Genomic DNA, 16,606 nt, shown 5'->3' with positions numbered 1-16,606 from the left:
GCGGCCCAGCACCGTCGCGGTGACGCGATGCGGGGCCGGAACCGGGCGACCGGGGCCGGTCACCGCGAACGAGGACGACGCGGTGTGCGCACGGGCGCAGGCCGCCGCGGCAGGAGGTCGAAGAGGTCCTATGAAGATCGTGGCCCTGGTGAAGCAGGTGGCTGACACCTACTCGGAGCGGAAGCTGTCCGGGACTGACCACACCCTCGACCGGGAGGGGACCGAGGCGGTCATCGACGAGATCAACGAGCGGGCCGTGGAGCAGGCGCTGCAGTTGAAGGAGGCCGCCGGCGAGGGCGAGGTGGTCGTGGTCTGCATGGGCCCGGACGGCGCGTCGGACGCGATCCGCAAGGCGCTGTCGATGGGCGCGGACTCGGCGGTGCACCTGTCGGACGAGGCGATCCACGGCTCGGACGCGGTGCAGACCGCGCGGGCGCTGGCGGCGTTGATCGGCCGGGTCGAGGGCTGGGACCTGGTGATCGCCGGGAACTCGGCCTCGGACGGGCAGGTGGCCGCGGTGCCGGCGATGATCGCCGACCTGCTCGGGGTGCCGGCGCTGACGTGGGCGAACGAGCTGTCGGTCGAGGGGTCGACGGTGTCGGTGAAGCGGGAGACCGACGACGGCGTGACCCGGCTGTCGGCGGAGCTGCCGGCGGTGGTGTCGGTGGGCGAGAAGTCGACCGAGCCGCGCTACCCCAGCTTCAAGGGGATCATGGCGGCGAAGAAGAAGCCCGTCGAGAAGCTGGACCTGGCCGGTGCCGGGATCGAGTCGTCGCAGGTCGGGCTGGCGAACGCGCTGGTCACGGTGACCAGCTCGGCGCCGAAGCCGCCGAAGCAGGCCGGTGAGAAGGTCACCGACGAGGGCGACGGCGGCGCGAAGATCGCCGAGTACCTGGTCGGCCAGAAGCTGATCTGAGCCCCGTCCCCCTGTACCTGCTTGGTTTGGAGATAGAGAGTCATGGCTGAGGTTCTGGTTCTCGTCGACCACGTCGACGGGGATGTCAAGAAGACCACCTACGAGCTGCTGACCGCCGCGAAGGCCCTCGGATCGCCGTCCGCGGTGGTCGTGGGCGCGGCCGGGGTGGCCGACAAGCTGGCCGACGGGCTGGCCGCGCACGGCGCGGAGAAGATCTACGTCGCCGAGACCGACTCCACCGACTTCCTCGCACCCGAGGTGGGGGTGCTGGAGTCCCTGGTCGGGTCGGTGGATCCGGCCGGGGTGCTGATCACCGCGTCGGCGAACGGCAAGGAGGTCGCCGGGCGGCTGGCGGTGCGCACGAACTCGGGGCTGCTCTCCGACGTGGTCGGGGTGACCGCCGAGGGTGTGCAGCACTCGATCTTCGGTGGCGCGTACACCGCGGAGGCGAAGGCCAACACCGCGCACCCGGTGATCACCGTGCGGCCGGGTGCGGTCGACGTGGAGGAGTCCACCGGTGCCGGGGCGCGCGAGTCGGTCGAGGTGCCGGCGCCGTCCGGGCGGCAGGCGACCGTGACCGGCCGGGAGCCGATCCAGGGCGGGTCGCGCCCGGAGCTGACCGAGGCGACGGTGATCGTCTCCGGTGGGCGGGGTGTCGGCTCGGCCGAGGACTTCTCGGTGGTGGAGGCCCTGGCGGACTCGCTGGGTGCCGCGGTGGGTGCGTCCCGGGCGGCGGTGGACTCGGGCTACTACCCGCCCCAGTTCCAGGTCGGCCAGACCGGCAAGTCGGTGTCGCCGCAGCTCTACATCGCGCTCGGGATCTCCGGTGCGATCCAGCACCGGGCCGGGATGCAGACCTCGAAGACGATCGTCGCGGTGAACAAGGACGAGGAGGCGCCGATCTTCGAGATCGCCGACTTCGGCGTCGTGGGCGACCTGTTCAAGGTCGCACCGCAGCTGCAGGACGAGGTCACCAAGCGCAAGGGCTGACCCACTCCGAGCCCCTTCCGGCGACGCCCGGGTGCCGCGTGCACCCGGGCGTCGCCGCGTATGACGGGCCCGTTCACCTGGCGCTACCTGCGACGACACGCGTCGGACGGCGTTCATGCGGACGCCATCACCGTGTCGTCGCGGAACCGTCCGGGCGTCGCGGGGGACCGGTACCAACACCGGCGTGAACCAGGTGATCGTCTCGACCCCGGAGACCGCGGCCCGGCGGTACTCCCTGCTGCTCACGACCGACGCCGACGACGTCGCCGCGGCGCAGGCGCTGCGGTACCGGGTGTTCGCCGAGGAACTCGGTGCCCGCCTGGACGTCGCCGAACCCGGGCGGGACACCGACCGCTTCGACGGGTTCTGCGACCACCTCGTCGTCCGCGAGGACGCCACCGGCGAGATCGTCGGCACCTACCGGATGCTCCCGCCGCAGCGCGCCCACGCGGCCGGCGGGCTCTACGCCGACGGCGAGTTCGACCTGTCCCGGCTCGACCCGCTGCGCGCCTCCATGGTGGAGACCGGGCGCTCCTGCGTGCACCCCGACCACCGGGCCGGCGCCGTCGTCGGCCTCGTGTGGGCCGGGATCGCGCGCTACATGCTGCTCACCGGGCACCGCTGGCTGATCGGCTGCGCCAGCGTCCCGCTCGCCGACGGCGGCATGCGGGCCGCGGGCGTCTGGGAGAAGGTGCGGGCGAAGCACCTGGCGCCCGAGGAGTACCGGACGACGCCGCACCGGCCGTGGGACCCGGCGGGCGCGCCGCCGCACCGCACGACCACCGTCCCGCCGCTGCTGCGCGGCTACCTCCGGCTCGGGACCTGGGTGTGCGGCCCGCCCGCGCACGACCCGGACTTCGGGGTCGCCGACTTCCCGATCCTGCTCGGCATGGACCACATCGACCAGCGCTACCTGCGGTTCTTCCTCGGCGAAGCCGCCGGCCCGGGGGTGCCCGCATGACGCTCACGGCCGGGCCGGGAGCGGATCGCACCGCCCCCGAGCCGGCCCGCTCTGCCCTGCTCACCACCACGCACCACCCCCCGGCGCCGGCTCGCGGCCCGTCGCCGGAACCCGCATCACCGGTCGCTCCGGCCCGCCCGGCCGGGCCCACCGGCCGCACCCCTGCGGGGATCGAGCACCCCACCCACCCGGCCACCCTGCCCGCGACCGAACGCCCGGGCGGGCCGTGGGCGATCTGGTCGCCGTGCACCCCCGGCGAGTGCCTCCCGGCGCGGGCACGGACCGGCCGGTGGCGGCTCGCCCGGCGCACCGTGGCCCTGCTGGCGGTGCTCGCCGCCGCCACCGTGCTGGTCCCGCTCGCCGCGCTGCTCGGCGGCCGGGTGCTCGGCCCCGTGCTGCGGGCCCTGCACCGCGGGGTGCTCGCCGCGGCCGGGGTACGGCTGGTCGTCCGGGGCGGGCCGCTGGCCCCGGCCGACGGGCGGGGCGCGCTCGTCGTCGCCGACCACACGTCCTGGATCGACGTCCCGGCCCTCGGCGCGCTCGGCCCGCTCACCATGCTGGCCAAGCAGGAGGTGCGGGACTGGCCGCTGATCGGCCCGCTCGCGGCCCGGACCGGGACGCTGTTCGTGCACCGGGAGGGCCTGTCGGGGCTGCCGGGCACCGTCGCCGCGACCGCGGACGCGCTGCGGTCCGGGGTACTCGTCGGTGTCTTCCCGGAGGCGACGACCTGGTGCGGCGCCGCAGGCGGCGACTACCGGCGGGCCCCGTTCCAGGCCGCCATCGACGCCGGGGCCCCGGTCCGCCCGGTGACGGTCGCGCTGACCACCCGGGACGGCCGTCCGACGACGGCCGCCGCGTTCGTCGGCGAGCAGACGCTGGGCGACACCGTCGGGCGGGTGCTGCGGCTGCCCGGGCTGGTCTGCGAGGTCACCGTCGGCGCGCTGATCGAGCCCGGGGCCGGGGACCGGCGGGCGCTGGCGGCGCGCGCCCGGGACCGGGTCCGGCACGGCGGGGCCGGTGGTGGTACCGGGTGAGCGGACCGGTCGCCGGGCGCGGGGATTACCCTGGTCGTCGATGACGTACCTGGACCACGCGGCGACCACTCCGATGCTGCCCGCCGCCGTCGCCGCCATGAGCGAGGCGCTCGGCCGCACCGGCAACGCGTCGTCGCTGCACTCGTCGGGCCGCCGGGCCCGGCGCGAGGTCGAGGAGGGGCGCGAGCGGATCGCCGAGGTGACCGGTGCGCGCCCGTCCGAGGTCGTGTTCACCACGGGCGGAACCGAGAGCGACAACCTCGCGGTCAAGGGCCTGTTCTGGGCGCGGCGCACCGTCGACCCGCGCCGCAGCCGGGTGCTGGTGTCCGCGGTCGAGCACCACGCCGTGATCGACGCCGCCGAGTGGCTGGTCGCGCACGAGGGCGCCCGGCTGCGGCTGCTGGAGGTCGACGAGTTCGGGCGGGTCCGGCCCGAGACGCTGCGGGCCGCGCTCGCCGAGGACCCGGACGGCACCGCGCTGGTCTCGGTGATGTGGGCCAACAACGAGGTCGGCACGGTGAACCCGGTGCGGGAGCTCGCCGAGGTGGCGCACGAGTTCGGGGTGCCGTTCCACACCGACGCGGTCCAGGCGGTCGGGATCCTCGACGTCGACTTCGGTGCCTCCGGGGCCGACGCGCTCACCCTCACCGGCCACAAGCTCGGCGGCCCGTACGGCGCCGGTGCGCTGCTGCTCGGCCGGGACGTCGCCTGCACCCCGCTGCTGCACGGCGGCGGCCAGGAACGCGACGTCCGCTCCGGGACGCTCGACGTCCCGTCGCTGGTGGGGCTGGCAACGGCGGTCACCGAGTCGGTCGCCGCCGCGCCGCGGCGCCGCGCCGAGCTGGCGGCGCTGCGCGACGAGCTCGTCGGCGCCGTCCTGGCCGAGGTGCCCACCGCCGTCCTCAACGGCGACGCGCTCGACTCCCGGATCGACGGCGGCCCTGGCCGGCTCCCGGGCAACGCCCACCTGTCGTTCCCCGGCTGCGAGGGCGACAGCCTGCTGATGCTGCTCGACGCGCACGGCATCGACTGCTCGACCGGCTCCGCGTGCACCGCGGGGGTCTCGCAGCCGAGCCACGTGCTGCTCGCGATGGGCGCCGACGAGGCCACCGCCCGCGGCTCGCTGCGGTTCACGCTCGGGCACACCAGCAGCCGGGACGACGTGGCCGCGCTGGCCGGCGCGATCGCCTCCGTGGTCGAGCGCGCCCGCCGCGCCGGCCGGACGCCCGCCACGGTGACGGGCTGAGCCGTGCGCGTCCTCGCTGCGATGAGCGGTGGCGTCGACTCCGCGGTCGCGGCCGCGCGGGCGGTCGCCGCCGGGCACGACGTCGTCGGGGTGCACCTGGCGCTGTCCCGCACCCGGGACGCGATGCGGTCGGGTTCCCGCGGCTGCTGCTCCCGGGAGGACGCGGCGGACGCGGCCCGCGCCGCCGACGTGCTCGGTATCCCGTACTACGTCTGGGACCTCTCCGAGGAGTTCGCCCGGGACGTGGTGGACGACTTCGTCGCCGCCTACGCCGCCGGTGAGACCCCGAACCCCTGCCTGCGCTGCAACGAGAAGATCAAGTTCGCGGCGGTGCTGGACCGGGCGCTCGCGCTGGGCTTCGACGCGGTCTGCACCGGCCACTACGCCCGGCTCGACCCGTCGGTCCCGGAGCTGCGCCGGTCGGCCGACGACGGCAAGGACCAGTCCTACGTCCTCGCCGTGCTGCGCGCCGACCAGCTGCGGCACGCGATGTTCCCGGTCGGCGACACCAGGAAGCCGGAGATCCGCGCCGAGGCCGAGCGGCTCGGGCTGCGGGTCGCGCGCAAGCCGGACAGCCACGACATCTGCTTCATCCCGACCGGGGACACCCAGGGCTTCCTGCGGGACCGGCTGGGCAGCACGCCCGGGTCGCTGGTGGACGACGCCACCGGCGAGGTCCTCGGCACCCACGACGGCGTGCACGGGTTCACCGTCGGCCAGCGCAAGGGGCTCGGGGTCGACCGGCCCGCCGCCGACGGCCGGCCCCGCTACGTGCTGGGGATCGAGCCGGTCAGCGGCACCGTGCGGGTCGGCCCGGACTCGGCGCTCGACGTCACCTCGATCACCGCCCGGGGACCGGTGTGGACCTCCGGGGCCGCGCCGGACGGCCCGTTCGGCTGCGTCGTCCAGGTGCGGGCGCACGGCGGGACCGCACCGGCCGAGGTCACGCCGGCGGGGGACGGGGTGAGCGTCGCCCTCGGCGAGCCGCTGCGCGGTGTCGCGCCCGGCCAGGCGGTCGCGTTCTACCGGCCGGACCCGGGCGGCGACGTCGTCCTGGGCAGCGCCACGATCGCCGCGACCGCCTGACCCGCTCCCGCTCCCCGGGCACGGATCGTGCCGGCTGCGGGGCAGACTGGGCACGTGAGTTCCGAAGACCCGCTGGCCGCCGCGCTCGCCGCCGCAGGCCTGGGCGACGTCCGCCCCGGCGAGACCCGGCCGCCCGAGCCCCGCATCGAGGTCTCCCACGACGAGCCGGAGGAGCCGCCCGCCCCGCGCGAGCGGTGGCCCGAGGGCGTCGCCACCGGTGTCGGTTCGCTGCCCGGGACCGACCCGCGCGAGTCGTCGGCGTTGGTCACCGGGGAGACCCCGGAGTTCCCGGCGCTGCCCGAGCTGCCCGCCCGCGGCGTCGGCGCGGACATGATCGGCCGCACCGCGGGCCTGCTGGTCGACCTCGCCGTCGAGGTCGTCCCGACCGGCTGGCGGGTCACCGCGCGGCCCGGGCGTGACCTGCGCCGGGCCCGCGACCTGCTGGCCGGCGACGTCGACGCGTTCGACGACGCGTGCGACCGGATCCACCCCCGCCAGGTCAAGATCCAGGTCGCCGGTCCGTGGACGCTCGCGGCGTCGGTCGAGCTGGCCTCCGGGCACCGCGTGCTCACCGATCGCGGCGCCGTCCGCGAGTTCGCGGCCAGCCTCGGTGAGGGGCTGCGGTCCCACGTCGCGGAGATCGCCGAGCGGACCGGGGCGAGGGTCGTCGTCCAGCTCGACGAACCCGGCCTGCCCGCGGTGATCGCCGGGTCGCTGCCCACCGCGTCCGGCTACGGGACCGTGCGCGCGGTCCGCGCACCGGACGCCCAGGACCTGCTGCGGGACCTGATCGCGGACATCGACGCGCCGGTCGTCGTGCACTGCTGCGCGGACCGGCCGCCGATCCGGCTGCTCGCCGGCACCGGCGCCGCGGCCGTCGGGATCGACGCGACCCGGCCCGCGTTCACGGGGGCGACCGCCGAGCCCCGCGCGCTCGACGCCGTCGGCGAGACCTGGGACGAGGGCATCCCGCTGCTGCTCGGGCTGGTGCCCGGCACGGCGCCCGACCGCGAGCCCGCGATCGGTGACCTCGCCCGGGCCGGCTACGACCTCGCCGACCGCCTGGGCTTCGCCCGGGAGCGGCTCGCGCGGCTCGCCGTCCCGACACCGGCGTGCGGGCTGGCCGGGGCGACCCCGGCGTGGGCGCGCCGGGCACTGTCCCTGTCCCGCGAGCTCGGGAAGGCGTTCGCCGACCCCGACGAGGCCTCCGGCTCGTGAGTGGAAAACAGGGCCAGGGCCCTCATCACCACTCACGAGCCCGCAGCGCCCCTCGGAGGGAGTCACGTCTCCGTCCAGGTGAGCCGGGAAGCCTGGTCGGCAGGTCCTGCCCTGCCGTCCCTCGGAGGCCACCGTGATCCCCGGCGTCGACGCCCTGCGCACCGACGGGCTCGCCAAGCACTACGGCGCGACCGTCGCCCTCCACCCGCTGGACCTGGCCGTCCCCGCCGGGCAGGTGTTCGGGTTCCTCGGCCCCAACGGGGCGGGGAAGTCGACCACGATCCGGCTGGTGCTGGGCGCGGCCCGCCCGACGGCCGGCTCGGCGCACGTGTTCGGCGTTCCGTGCGGCGACGTCGTGCGGGCCCACCCGCTGCTGGCCCACGTCCCGGCCGATGTCGCCCTGTGGCCGCGCCTGACCGGCGCCGAGACCCTCGAGCTGCTCGGGCGGCTCGGCCCGGGCGTCGACCGGCGGTACCGCGACGAGCTCGTCGAACGGTTCGCGCTCGACCCGGGTAAGCCGGCCCGCACCTACTCCACCGGGAACCGGCAGAAGGTCGCGCTCGTCGCCGCGTTCGCCACCCGTGCGCCGCTGCTCGTGCTGGACGAGCCGACCAGCGGCCTGGACCCGCTGATGGAGCAGGAATTCCGGGCCGCCGTGCGGGAGGCCCGTGACCGGGGTCAGACGGTCTTCCTCAGCTCGCACCAGCTGGCCGAGGTCGAGGCGGTCTGCGACCGGGTCGGCCTGCTGCGTGCCGGGCGGCTGGTCGACGTCGCCGACGTCGCGGCGCTGCGTGCCCTGCACCGCACCGAGGTCGAGGTCACCTTCACCGGCGCCCCACCGGACCTGGGCGGGGTGCTCGGGGTCGCCGACCTGGAGTGGCCGGACGCCGGCCGGCTCCGGTTCACCCTCGCGGGACCGCCGTCCGCGGCCCTGCGCGCGCTCGCCGGTGCCGACGTCGGAACGCTGCGCGTGCGCGAGCCCGGGCTCGAGGAGATCTTCCTCGGCTACTACGGAGCGGAGGCCCGATGAGCACCGTGACGGGTCGGCCGCGGGCCACCGCCGTCCCGGCGTCCGGCACGGGACCCGCCCGGTCGGTCGCCCGGGTCGCCGTGCGGGACGTCCGGCGCGGTGGCGTCGCCGTCGTCGTGGCGTCCGCGGGGATGACCGCGGCCGTCGTGGCGAGCTACGACGCGGTCGTCGGGCAGGCTCCCGGGGGCGCGGCGGCACTCGCGGTGCTCGCCGGCAACCCGGCGATCCGGACGTTGTTCGGGGAACCGGTGGCGCTCGACGACCCGGGCGGGTTCGCGGTGTGGCGGACCGGCGTCGCCGTGGGGGTGCTGGTCGGGGTGTGGGCGGTCCTCGCCGTCTCGGTGGTCCTGCGGGGAGCCGAGGACGCCGGCCGCTGGAACCTGATGCTGGCCGGACGGGTGCGGCGCGAGGTCGCGGTGGCCGTCACCGGCGGTGTGGTGGCGGTGTTCGCGCTGGCCGCCGGTGGTGCCGTCGGGGTGGCGATGGTGGCGGCCGGGGCGACGACGCGGGGTGCCGTCCTGCACGGGACCGGGGTCGGCCTGACCGGGCTGGTCTTCACCGGGGTGGGCGCGGTCGCGGCCCAGGTCGCCGGGAACCGGGCGGGCGCCGCCGGGGCCGGGATCGGCGTCCTGCTGGTCACCCTGATGCTGCGGATGGTGGGTGACGGAGTGCCCGAGCTCGGGTGGCTGCGGTGGCTCGGCCCGTTCGGGCTCACGGCGATGGTGGCGCCGTTCCACGCGGACAGGGTCGGGCCGCTGGCGGTGCTCGCCACGGCCGGGGTCGTGCTGCTCGTGACGGCGGCGCTGCTGTCCGGCCGGCGGGACACCGGATCCGGCCTGCTGGCCGGACGATCGGTGCGCCGGTCCCGGTTCCTCCTGCTGGGGTCGGTGCCGGGGTTCGCCACCCGGACGGCGCTGCGGCCGCTGGCGGCCTGGGCCGCCGGGATCGCCGCCTACTACCTGCTGGTCGGCCTGCTGGTGGTCTCCGCGACCGACTTCCTGGCCGCGAACCCGACGTTCGCGGAGCTCGCCGCGCGAGCCGGGTTCGCCGCGCTCGGCACCCCCGCCGGCTTCGCGGCGGCCCTGCTCGCGCTGCTGCCGGTCCCGGTCGGGGCGTTCGCCGCCCGCCGGATCGCGGTGCTCGCCCAGGACGAGACCGAGGCGCGGCTGCCGCTGCTCCTGGCCGGCCCGCTGTCCCGGCCGTGGTTGCTGGCCGGGTACCTCGCCGTCGCCGCGGCCGGGGCCACCGCGCTGACCGTCGCCGGGGGTCTCGCGCTGTGGGCGGGAATGGCGGCCGCGGGCGCCCCGCTGGGCGTCGCGGACGTGCTGGCGGGGGCTGCGGTCACGGTGCCGATCTCGCTGCTGGGTGCCGGGTTCGCCGCGCTCGGGCTGGGCGTACGGCCGGGCATGGCCCTGCCGGCCGGGGTGCTGCCCGGCGCCGGCGGGTTCCTCTGGCAGGTCCTGGCCGACAGCGTGGACGCGCCGGCACCGGTGCGGGCGATGTCGCCCTTCGCGCACCTGTCTGCGGTGCCCGCGGAACCGGCCGACCCGCGCGCGGCGGCCGTGACGACGGTGGTCGCGCTCGTCGCCGCCGCTGTCGGTGCGGCCGGCTACCGGCGGCGCGACCTGAATGCCTCCGGCTCGTGAGTGGAAAACAGGGCCAGGGCCCTCATCACCACTCACGAGCGCGCAGCGCCCCGTACCCAGAACTGTGGATCTCTTCGGCTCCCGGGCGCGTGCCGGGGGTCCGGTCCTCATGCTGGTGCCGTGCTCCGCGACCGTCCCGACGCCCGGCGCCCCGCGCCGCGCGGCGGTTCGGGGCGCCCCGCCCTCGTGTCCGCCGCGCTGGGCACGGGGCTGGTGGCCGTCGCGGTGGCCCTGTTGATCGCCGGGCCCCCCACGATGTGGGGCCTGGCGCTGGTCTGCGCCGGGCTGATGCTCGACGGCGTCGGGCTGGTGCTCGGCACGATCGGCGCCGTCCGCGGGCCACGGCGGGGAAACCGCATCCCGGTCTCGGCGGCCGGTGTGGCGGTGGCCGGGCTGGCCGGCGGGCTGATCTGGCTGGCCGTGTTCGTGATCGTCACGCTGGGCGGCGGCGGTACGGCCGACCCCGCCCCGGCAGGCGGGACGCTCGCCTGCGCGCCGGCGAGCTGCCACGCGGACTGAGCGCCCTCGCCGCCCTCAGGTGATCGTCGAACCGGCCGGCATCGCCTCGAACCGCAGGTCCGGGAACCGGCGCTGGATGATGTCCATCCGCCACTTGTTGCTGAACAGGGCGAGGTGGGCACCGTCGGAGTCGCGGCGCAGCACCTCGCACTCGGACTGCCCGGACAGGACCTCCACGGCGTCCGGTTCGGTCAGCCGGGCGATCTGGTAGGGCAGCCGGTCCAGGGTGACCGGGGCGTTGAACTCGGTCTCCAGCCGGCCGGTGACGACGTCGAACTGCAGCGGCCCGACCGCGGCCAGCACCGGGGCCTGGTCGCCGCGCAGGTCGGAGCGCAGGACCTGGATGACGGCCTCGTTGCCGAGCTGCTCGATGCCCTTGCGGAACTGCTTGTACTTGCCGGCGTCGCGGGCGCGGACCACCGCGAAGTACTCGGGGGCGAACGCCGGGATCGACGGGAACTCCACCCGGTCCGCGGCGTAGAGGGTGTCGCCCGGGCGCAGCGCGGTCGCGTTGACCAGCCCGACGATGTCGCCGGGGAAGGCCTCCTCGACGGTCTTGCGTTCGGCGCCGAACACCGACTGGGCGTACTTGGTGGCGAACGGCTTGCCGGTCGCGGCGTGGGTGAGCACCATGCCGCGCTCGAAGCGGCCGGAGCAGATCCGCAGGAACGCCATCCGGTCTCGGTGCGCCTTGTCCATGCCGGCCTGCACCTTGAACACCAGCCCGGCGGTCGGGGCGTCCAGCGGGCGGTCGTTGCCCTCGGCGTCCGGCCGGGCGGCGGGGGCGGGCGCGAGATCGACCAGCGCGTCGAGCAGCCGGGCGACGCCGATGTTGGACAGCGCCGACCCGAACAGCACCGGGGTCGCGGTGCCGGACAGGAAGTCCTTCTCGTCCCAGCTCGCGCCGATCTCGTCGAGCAGGCCCAGCTCGTCCTGCGCGGTCTGCCAGTACTCGGGCTCGGCCGCGGCGATCGTGCCGGCGTCCACGACGGTCGCGGTGGCCTTCGTCGCGCCGCCCGCGGCGCGGGTGAACGCGGTGTACTCGCCGGTCTCGCGTTCGATGAGGCCCTTGAACTGGCCGGCGATCCCGAGCGGCCAGGTCAGCGGCATCGGGCGCAGCCCGATCGTCTGCTCGACCTCGTCGAGCAGCTCCAGTGCCTCGCGGCCGGGCCGGTCCCACTTGTTGACGAACGTGATGACCGGGACGCCGCGGGACCGGCAGACGTCGAACAGCTTCAAGGTCTGCGGCTCGAGGCCCTTGGCCGCGTCGAGCAGCATCACCGCGGCGTCGACGGCGGCGAGCACCCGGTAGGTGTCCTCGGAGAAGTCGCCGTGGCCGGGGGTGTCGAGCAGGTTGATCACGCAGTCGCGGTAGGCGAACTGCAGCACCGCCGACGACACCGAGATGCCGCGGGCGCGTTCCATCTCCATCCAGTCGCTGGTCACGCCCTTGCGGCCGGACTTGCCGTGGACCGCTCCCGCCGAGTCGATCACCTCGGCGTGCAGGGCGAGCGCCTCGGTGAGGGTGGACTTGCCGGCGTCCGGGTGGGAGATGACGGCGAAGGTGCGCCGGCGCGCGGTCTCGCCGATCACATGGGCGTCCTGCGGGTCGGTCACGCTCACCAGGATAGGTGCGGCGATCCTCAGCCGGACGACGGCGCCCGGCTCAGGTCGACGACGCAGAACAGGTTGCCGTCCGGGTCCGCCAGCACCACGAAGTCCGGATCGGCCGGATAGCCGTTCCAGTCGGGAACGGTGGCGCCCAGGCCGGTCAGGCGCTCCACCTCGGCGGCCTGCTCGTCGGTGGAGTCGACCAGCAGATCCAGGTGCAGCCTGGGTCGTGGCTCGGGCGGGGAGTCGCTGCGCATGAGGCCGAGGACATGGGTGCCGTCCGGGCCGGTCAGGGTGCGCCAGCGCGGGCTCGCCCACTCGTCGGAGACCTCGAGGTGCAGTGCGGCCGACCAGAAGGCGGCGGCGCGGTCCGGATCGGTGACGCCGACGACGGGGAACCCGAGACGCAACATGCGACGACTCTGCCGGGCATCCGGCGTGGCTCCAAGGGATGCGATCAGCGCGGATGCGCCCGGGATGCGGCGAGATCGCGCGCCTCGACCGGCGTCGGGAATCGGTCAGCGCGATCTCGCCGGGGGTGGGGGTGAGGGTGTGCGCCTCGACCGGCCTCGGCGGGTCGATCAGCACGAATCTGCCGGGCTGGGGCGAGAGCGTGCGTTTCGACCGGCCTCGGGGAGTCGATCAGCGCGAACCTGCCGTTGCGGCGGCGATATCGTGCGCGTCGACCGGCGTCGGGGAGTCGATCAGCGCGATCTCGCCGGGGCTGGGGCGAGAAGGTGCGCTTCGGCCGGCGTCGGGGAGTCGATCAGCGCGGTCTCGCCGGGGCTGGGGCGAGAAGGTGCGCTTCGGCCGGCGTCGGGGAGTCGATCAGCGCGAACTTGCCGGGCCTGGGGCGAGAACGTGCGTTTCGATCGGCCTCGACGGAGTCGATCAGCGCGAATGCGCCTGGGTCGCGGCGGGAACGTGCGCCTCGACCGGCCCCACGGAGTCGATCACCGCGAATCCGTCCCCGTCGGGCCCACATCGCGCATCTCAGCGACGGTCGCGCGGTGCTGCGCGTCCGGGCGCAGCTCCGGGGCCGTCACCCGCCGGACTCCGGCCCGGACGTCGTGCTCACCGAGATCCCGGCCCATCCCGCCGACGTTCGACGGCCCGGCCGCACCGGGGTGCGACCGGGCCGTCCGTCCCGAACTGACGCGCCGCTCCCACCACGAAGCGACACCGCAGACATTAGGTAAGGCTTACCTGGTTGTCAACCCGCGGGTTCACGCCGCGGCGCTCTCCCAGAGCCCGATGACGTTGCCCTCGGGGTCCCGGAAGTACGCCGCGAATCCCATCTCCCCGACGGGCTGCTTGTCCACGACCGACGTCGCCCCGAGCTCGGTGAGCCGGGCCATCGTGTCGTCGATGCTCTCGACGTCGACGACGATCACGGGTCCGGCCGCGGGCCACTCCTCGCTCCGGGCGAACATCCCGCCGTTGATGAAGCCCGGCTCGCTCGGCATCCCCTGCTCGGTGGCCGGTCCGGTGGCCGCCATGGTGTAGCTGAACTCCGGCATCTCCTGGACGTTCCACCCGAACGCGTCCCGGTAGAACGCGCGGGCGCGGTCCCCGTCGTCGAACGGGATCTCGAAGTGCACGACCCGACCACCCATGTCACTGTCCTTTCCTCGAGAACGGGCATGCAGCCTCCCACCGCGACGCGTGCGGCTCGCCGTCTGGACGGGTGGACTGTCGGCGGTCGCGGCTAACCTGCCGTCGTGAGTTCCCAGACCGACGAGCAGGCCCGCGAGCGGCACGCGCAGCTGGCCACCGAGGTGGCCGACCACCAGTTCCGGTACTACGTGCTGGACGCGCCCGTCATCTCCGACGGCCAGTTCGACGAGCTCTGGCAGCAGCTGCTCGCGCTCGAGGAGGAGCACCCCGAGCTGGCCACGCCGGACTCGCCCACCCAGCGGGTCGGGGGCACGTTCTCCACCGAGTTCACTGCGTACCAACACCTCGAGCGCATGCTGTCGCTGGACAACGCGTTCTCCGTCGACGACCTGCGCACCTGGCAGGAGCGGGTCACCAAGGAGGTCGGCGAGAACCTCCACTACCTGTGCGAGCTCAAGATCGACGGGCTGGCGGTGAACCTGCTCTACGAGGACGGCAGGCTGACCCGGGCCCTGACCCGCGGTGACGGCCGGACCGGCGAGGACATCACGCTCAACATGCGGACCCTCGACGAGGTGCCCGAGCGGCTCACCGGCACCGACGACTTCCCGGTCCCGAAGCTGGTCGAGGTGCGCGGCGAGGTCTACTTCCGGCTGGAGGACTTCGAGAAGCTGAACGCGGCGCTGGTCGACGCGGGCAAGCCGCCGTTCGCGAACCCCCGCAACACCGCGGCCGGGTCGCTGCGGCAGAAGGACCCGCGGGTCACCGGCTCGCGGAACCTGAAGCTGATCTGCCACGGCCTGGGCAAGCGGGAAGGGTTCACCCCCCGGACGCAGTCCGAGGCCTACGACGCGCTGGTCGCGTGGGGGCTGCCGATCTCCCCGCGCACCACGGTGCTGCAGGGCATCGAGCGCGTGATCGAGTTCGTCGAGCACTGGGGCGAGCACCGGCACGACGTCGAGCACGAGATCGACGGCGTGGTCGTCAAGGTCGACGAGGTCGCCCTGCAGCGCAGGCTCGGCGCCACCTCCCGGTTCCCGCGCTGGGCGATCGCCTACAAGTACCCGCCCGAGCAGGCGACCACGACGCTGCGGGACATCCGGGTCAACGTCGGCCGGACCGGACGGGTCACGCCGTACGCGGTGATGGAACCGGTCAAGGTCGCCGGGTCCACGGTCGAGATGGCCACCCTGCACAACGCCGACGAGGTGCGGCGCAAGGGCGTGCTCATCGGCGACCGGGTCGTGATCCGCAAGGCCGGCGACGTGATTCCCGAGGTGCTGGGCCCGGTCACCGACGTCCGGGACGGCAGCGAGCGCGAGTTCGTCATGCCCACGCACTGCCCGGAGTGCGGGACGGCGCTGGTCCGGCAGAAGGCCGGCGACGTCGACCGGCGCTGCCCGAACGCCCGCTCCTGCCCGGCGCAGCTGCGGGAACGGCTGTTCCACGTGGCCGGCCGGGGCGCGTTCGACATCGAGGGGCTCGGCTACGAGGCGGCCGTCGCCCTGCTGACGTCGGGGGTGCTGACCGACGAGGGCGACGTCTTCGCCCTCACCGAGGACGACCTGCTGCGCACCGACCTGTTCCGGACCAAGGCCGGTGCGCTGTCGGCGAACGGGCGCAAGCTGCTCGCCAATCTGCAGGCGGCGAAGGACCGCCCGCTCTGGCGGGTGCTGGTCGGGCTGTCCATCCGCCACGTCGGCCCGACGGCGGCGCAGGCGCTGGCCCGCGAGTTCGGCTCGATGGAGGCGCTGGAGCTGGCGGCAGCGCGGGCCAGGGAGCGCACCGAGGCGGCGGGTGTCGAGATCGTCTCGGACGGCACGGCGGGCGAGGACGGCGCGCCCGGCGAGGACGCCGGTACGCCCGGCGAGGGCGGCGAGGAGACCGGCACCCCCGGCGGCGGCACCATCGGGGGTGCCGACACACCCGACGAGGGCGGCGCCATCGAGGAGGCCGGCGGGCTCGGGGAGGACGGCACGCCCGACGGCGACGGCGGGCCCGGTGCGCAGGGCGCGGCCGGTTCCGCGGCGCCGGCGACCACCCAGGAAGGCGAGGCCGCCGAGGCGCAGGGTGACGCGGACGCCGCCGTGGCCGAGGCCGGCCGGCAGGAGAAGGCCGCCGCGCGGGCGCGGGCGAAGGCCGTCGCCGAGGCGCTCGCCCCGATCGCGGGCGTGGACGGGGTCGGCCCCACCATCGCGGCCGCGGTCCGGGACTGGTTCTCCGTCGACTGGCACCGCGAGGTCGTCGAGAAGTGGCGGGCCGCAGGCGTCCGGATGGAGGACGAGGTCGACACCTCGGTACCCCGCTTCCTGGAAGGCCTGTCGATCGTGATCACCGGTTCGATGGAGGGCTGGTCCCGGGACGAGGCCAAGGAGGCGATCATGGCCCGGGGCGGCCGGGCCGCCGGGTCGGTGTCGAAGAAGACCGCGTTCGTCGTCGCGGGGGAGGCCCCCGGGTCGAAGTACGACAAGGCGAAGGAGCTCGGCGTGCCGGTACTCGACGAGGTGGGGTTCCGGACCCTGCTCGACCGCGGGCCGGACGCCGCACGGGAGCACGCCGCCTCGGAGTGAGCGGCGCGGCCGAGCGCCGTGGCGGAGTGAAGCGGCGCGGCCGAGCACGACGCTGCGGAGGCTGCGGAGTGAAGGGTACGGCCGAGCACGACGCCGCCGAGCGAACGGTGCGGCCGAGCACGCTGCCGCCGAGTGAAGGGTGCGGTCGAGTGCGCCGCGGCG

General features: G+C 75.1%; 14 protein-coding genes. 11 read left to right on the top strand and 3 right to left on the bottom strand.

All coding sequences use genetic code 11. The annotated features are described in order from the left end of the window. Positions 1–130: 130 nt before the first annotated feature. The 10 genes from H7X46_RS21050 to H7X46_RS21005 all read left to right on the top strand — a co-directional run bounded on the left by H7X46_RS21050 (position 131) and on the right by H7X46_RS21005 (position 10,646). Positions 131–916: an electron transfer flavoprotein subunit beta/FixA family protein gene (locus tag H7X46_RS21050; RefSeq protein ID WP_186361040.1), complete on the top strand. Its 786-nt coding sequence runs from the start codon at positions 131–133 to the stop codon at positions 914–916. A 42-nt stretch (positions 917–958) separates the two neighbouring features. Next, positions 959–1,906 (top strand): electron transfer flavoprotein subunit alpha/FixB family protein, encoded by a 948-nt coding sequence (locus H7X46_RS21045; RefSeq protein WP_186361039.1) that lies wholly within the window; start codon positions 959–961, stop codon positions 1,904–1,906. A gap of 184 nt (positions 1,907–2,090) precedes the next feature. After that, complete coding sequence (locus H7X46_RS21040) at positions 2,091–2,867, top strand: GNAT family N-acetyltransferase (RefSeq protein ID WP_370588885.1); 777 nt, start codon at positions 2,091–2,093, stop codon at positions 2,865–2,867. Then, positions 2,864–3,901, top strand: coding sequence for a 1-acyl-sn-glycerol-3-phosphate acyltransferase (locus H7X46_RS21035; RefSeq protein WP_186361037.1), 1,038 nt, complete (start codon positions 2,864–2,866; stop codon positions 3,899–3,901). Before H7X46_RS21040 ends, H7X46_RS21035 begins: the two co-directional genes overlap by 4 nt. A gap of 40 nt (positions 3,902–3,941) precedes the next feature. Beyond that, positions 3,942–5,147, top strand: coding sequence for a cysteine desulfurase family protein (locus tag H7X46_RS21030; RefSeq protein WP_186361036.1), 1,206 nt, complete (start codon positions 3,942–3,944; stop codon positions 5,145–5,147). Between the two features lie 3 nt (positions 5,148–5,150). Continuing rightward, positions 5,151–6,233 carry a tRNA 2-thiouridine(34) synthase MnmA gene (gene mnmA, locus H7X46_RS21025; protein WP_186361035.1) on the top strand — a complete coding sequence of 361 codons (1,083 nt, stop codon included), beginning with the start codon at positions 5,151–5,153 and terminating at the stop codon, positions 6,231–6,233. Between the two features lie 54 nt (positions 6,234–6,287). Next, entirely contained in the window at positions 6,288–7,451 is a 1,164-nt protein-coding gene (locus H7X46_RS21020) for a methionine synthase (RefSeq protein WP_186361034.1), read from the top strand. 133 nt (positions 7,452–7,584) lie between these two features. Further along, entirely contained in the window at positions 7,585–8,481 is an 897-nt protein-coding gene (locus H7X46_RS21015) for an ABC transporter ATP-binding protein (RefSeq protein ID WP_186361033.1), read from the top strand. Then, on the top strand, positions 8,478–10,127 hold the full coding sequence (locus tag H7X46_RS21010) for a polyketide antibiotic transporter (protein ID WP_186361032.1): 1,650 nt from the start codon (positions 8,478–8,480) through the stop codon (positions 10,125–10,127). Before H7X46_RS21015 ends, H7X46_RS21010 begins: the two co-directional genes overlap by 4 nt. A 120-nt stretch (positions 10,128–10,247) precedes the next feature. Continuing rightward, positions 10,248–10,646, top strand: a complete 399-nt coding sequence (locus tag H7X46_RS21005) for a hypothetical protein (protein WP_186361031.1) — start codon at positions 10,248–10,250, stop codon at positions 10,644–10,646. 15 nt (positions 10,647–10,661) lie between these two features. On the opposite strand, the gene H7X46_RS21000 is transcribed toward H7X46_RS21005, so the two are convergent. The 3 genes from H7X46_RS21000 to H7X46_RS20990 all read right to left on the bottom strand — a co-directional run bounded on the left by H7X46_RS21000 (position 10,662) and on the right by H7X46_RS20990 (position 13,873). Further along, positions 10,662–12,263, bottom strand: coding sequence for a peptide chain release factor 3 (locus H7X46_RS21000; RefSeq protein ID WP_186361030.1), 1,602 nt, complete (start codon positions 12,261–12,263; stop codon positions 10,662–10,664). 26 nt (positions 12,264–12,289) lie between these two features. Then, entirely contained in the window at positions 12,290–12,670 is a 381-nt protein-coding gene (locus H7X46_RS20995; protein WP_186361029.1) for a VOC family protein, read from the bottom strand. Between the two features lie 813 nt (positions 12,671–13,483). Beyond that, on the bottom strand, positions 13,484–13,873 hold the full coding sequence (locus tag H7X46_RS20990; RefSeq protein ID WP_186361028.1) for a VOC family protein: 390 nt from the start codon (positions 13,871–13,873) through the stop codon (positions 13,484–13,486). A 105-nt stretch (positions 13,874–13,978) separates the two neighbouring features. Here H7X46_RS20990 and ligA point away from each other — a divergent pair, with 105 nt between their 5' ends. Then, a complete protein-coding gene (gene ligA / locus H7X46_RS20985) occupies positions 13,979–16,444 on the top strand; it encodes an NAD-dependent DNA ligase LigA (protein WP_186361027.1) in 2,466 nt (821 codons plus the stop codon). The last annotated feature ends 162 nt before the right edge of the window (positions 16,445–16,606 follow it).

Origin of the sequence: Pseudonocardia sp. C8 (assembly GCF_014267175.1) — a bacterium.
Lineage (GTDB): Bacteria > Actinomycetota > Actinomycetes > Mycobacteriales > Pseudonocardiaceae > Pseudonocardia.
Note: the sequence above shows the minus strand (reverse complement) of the source record. Positions and strands in the feature narration are given on the sequence as shown.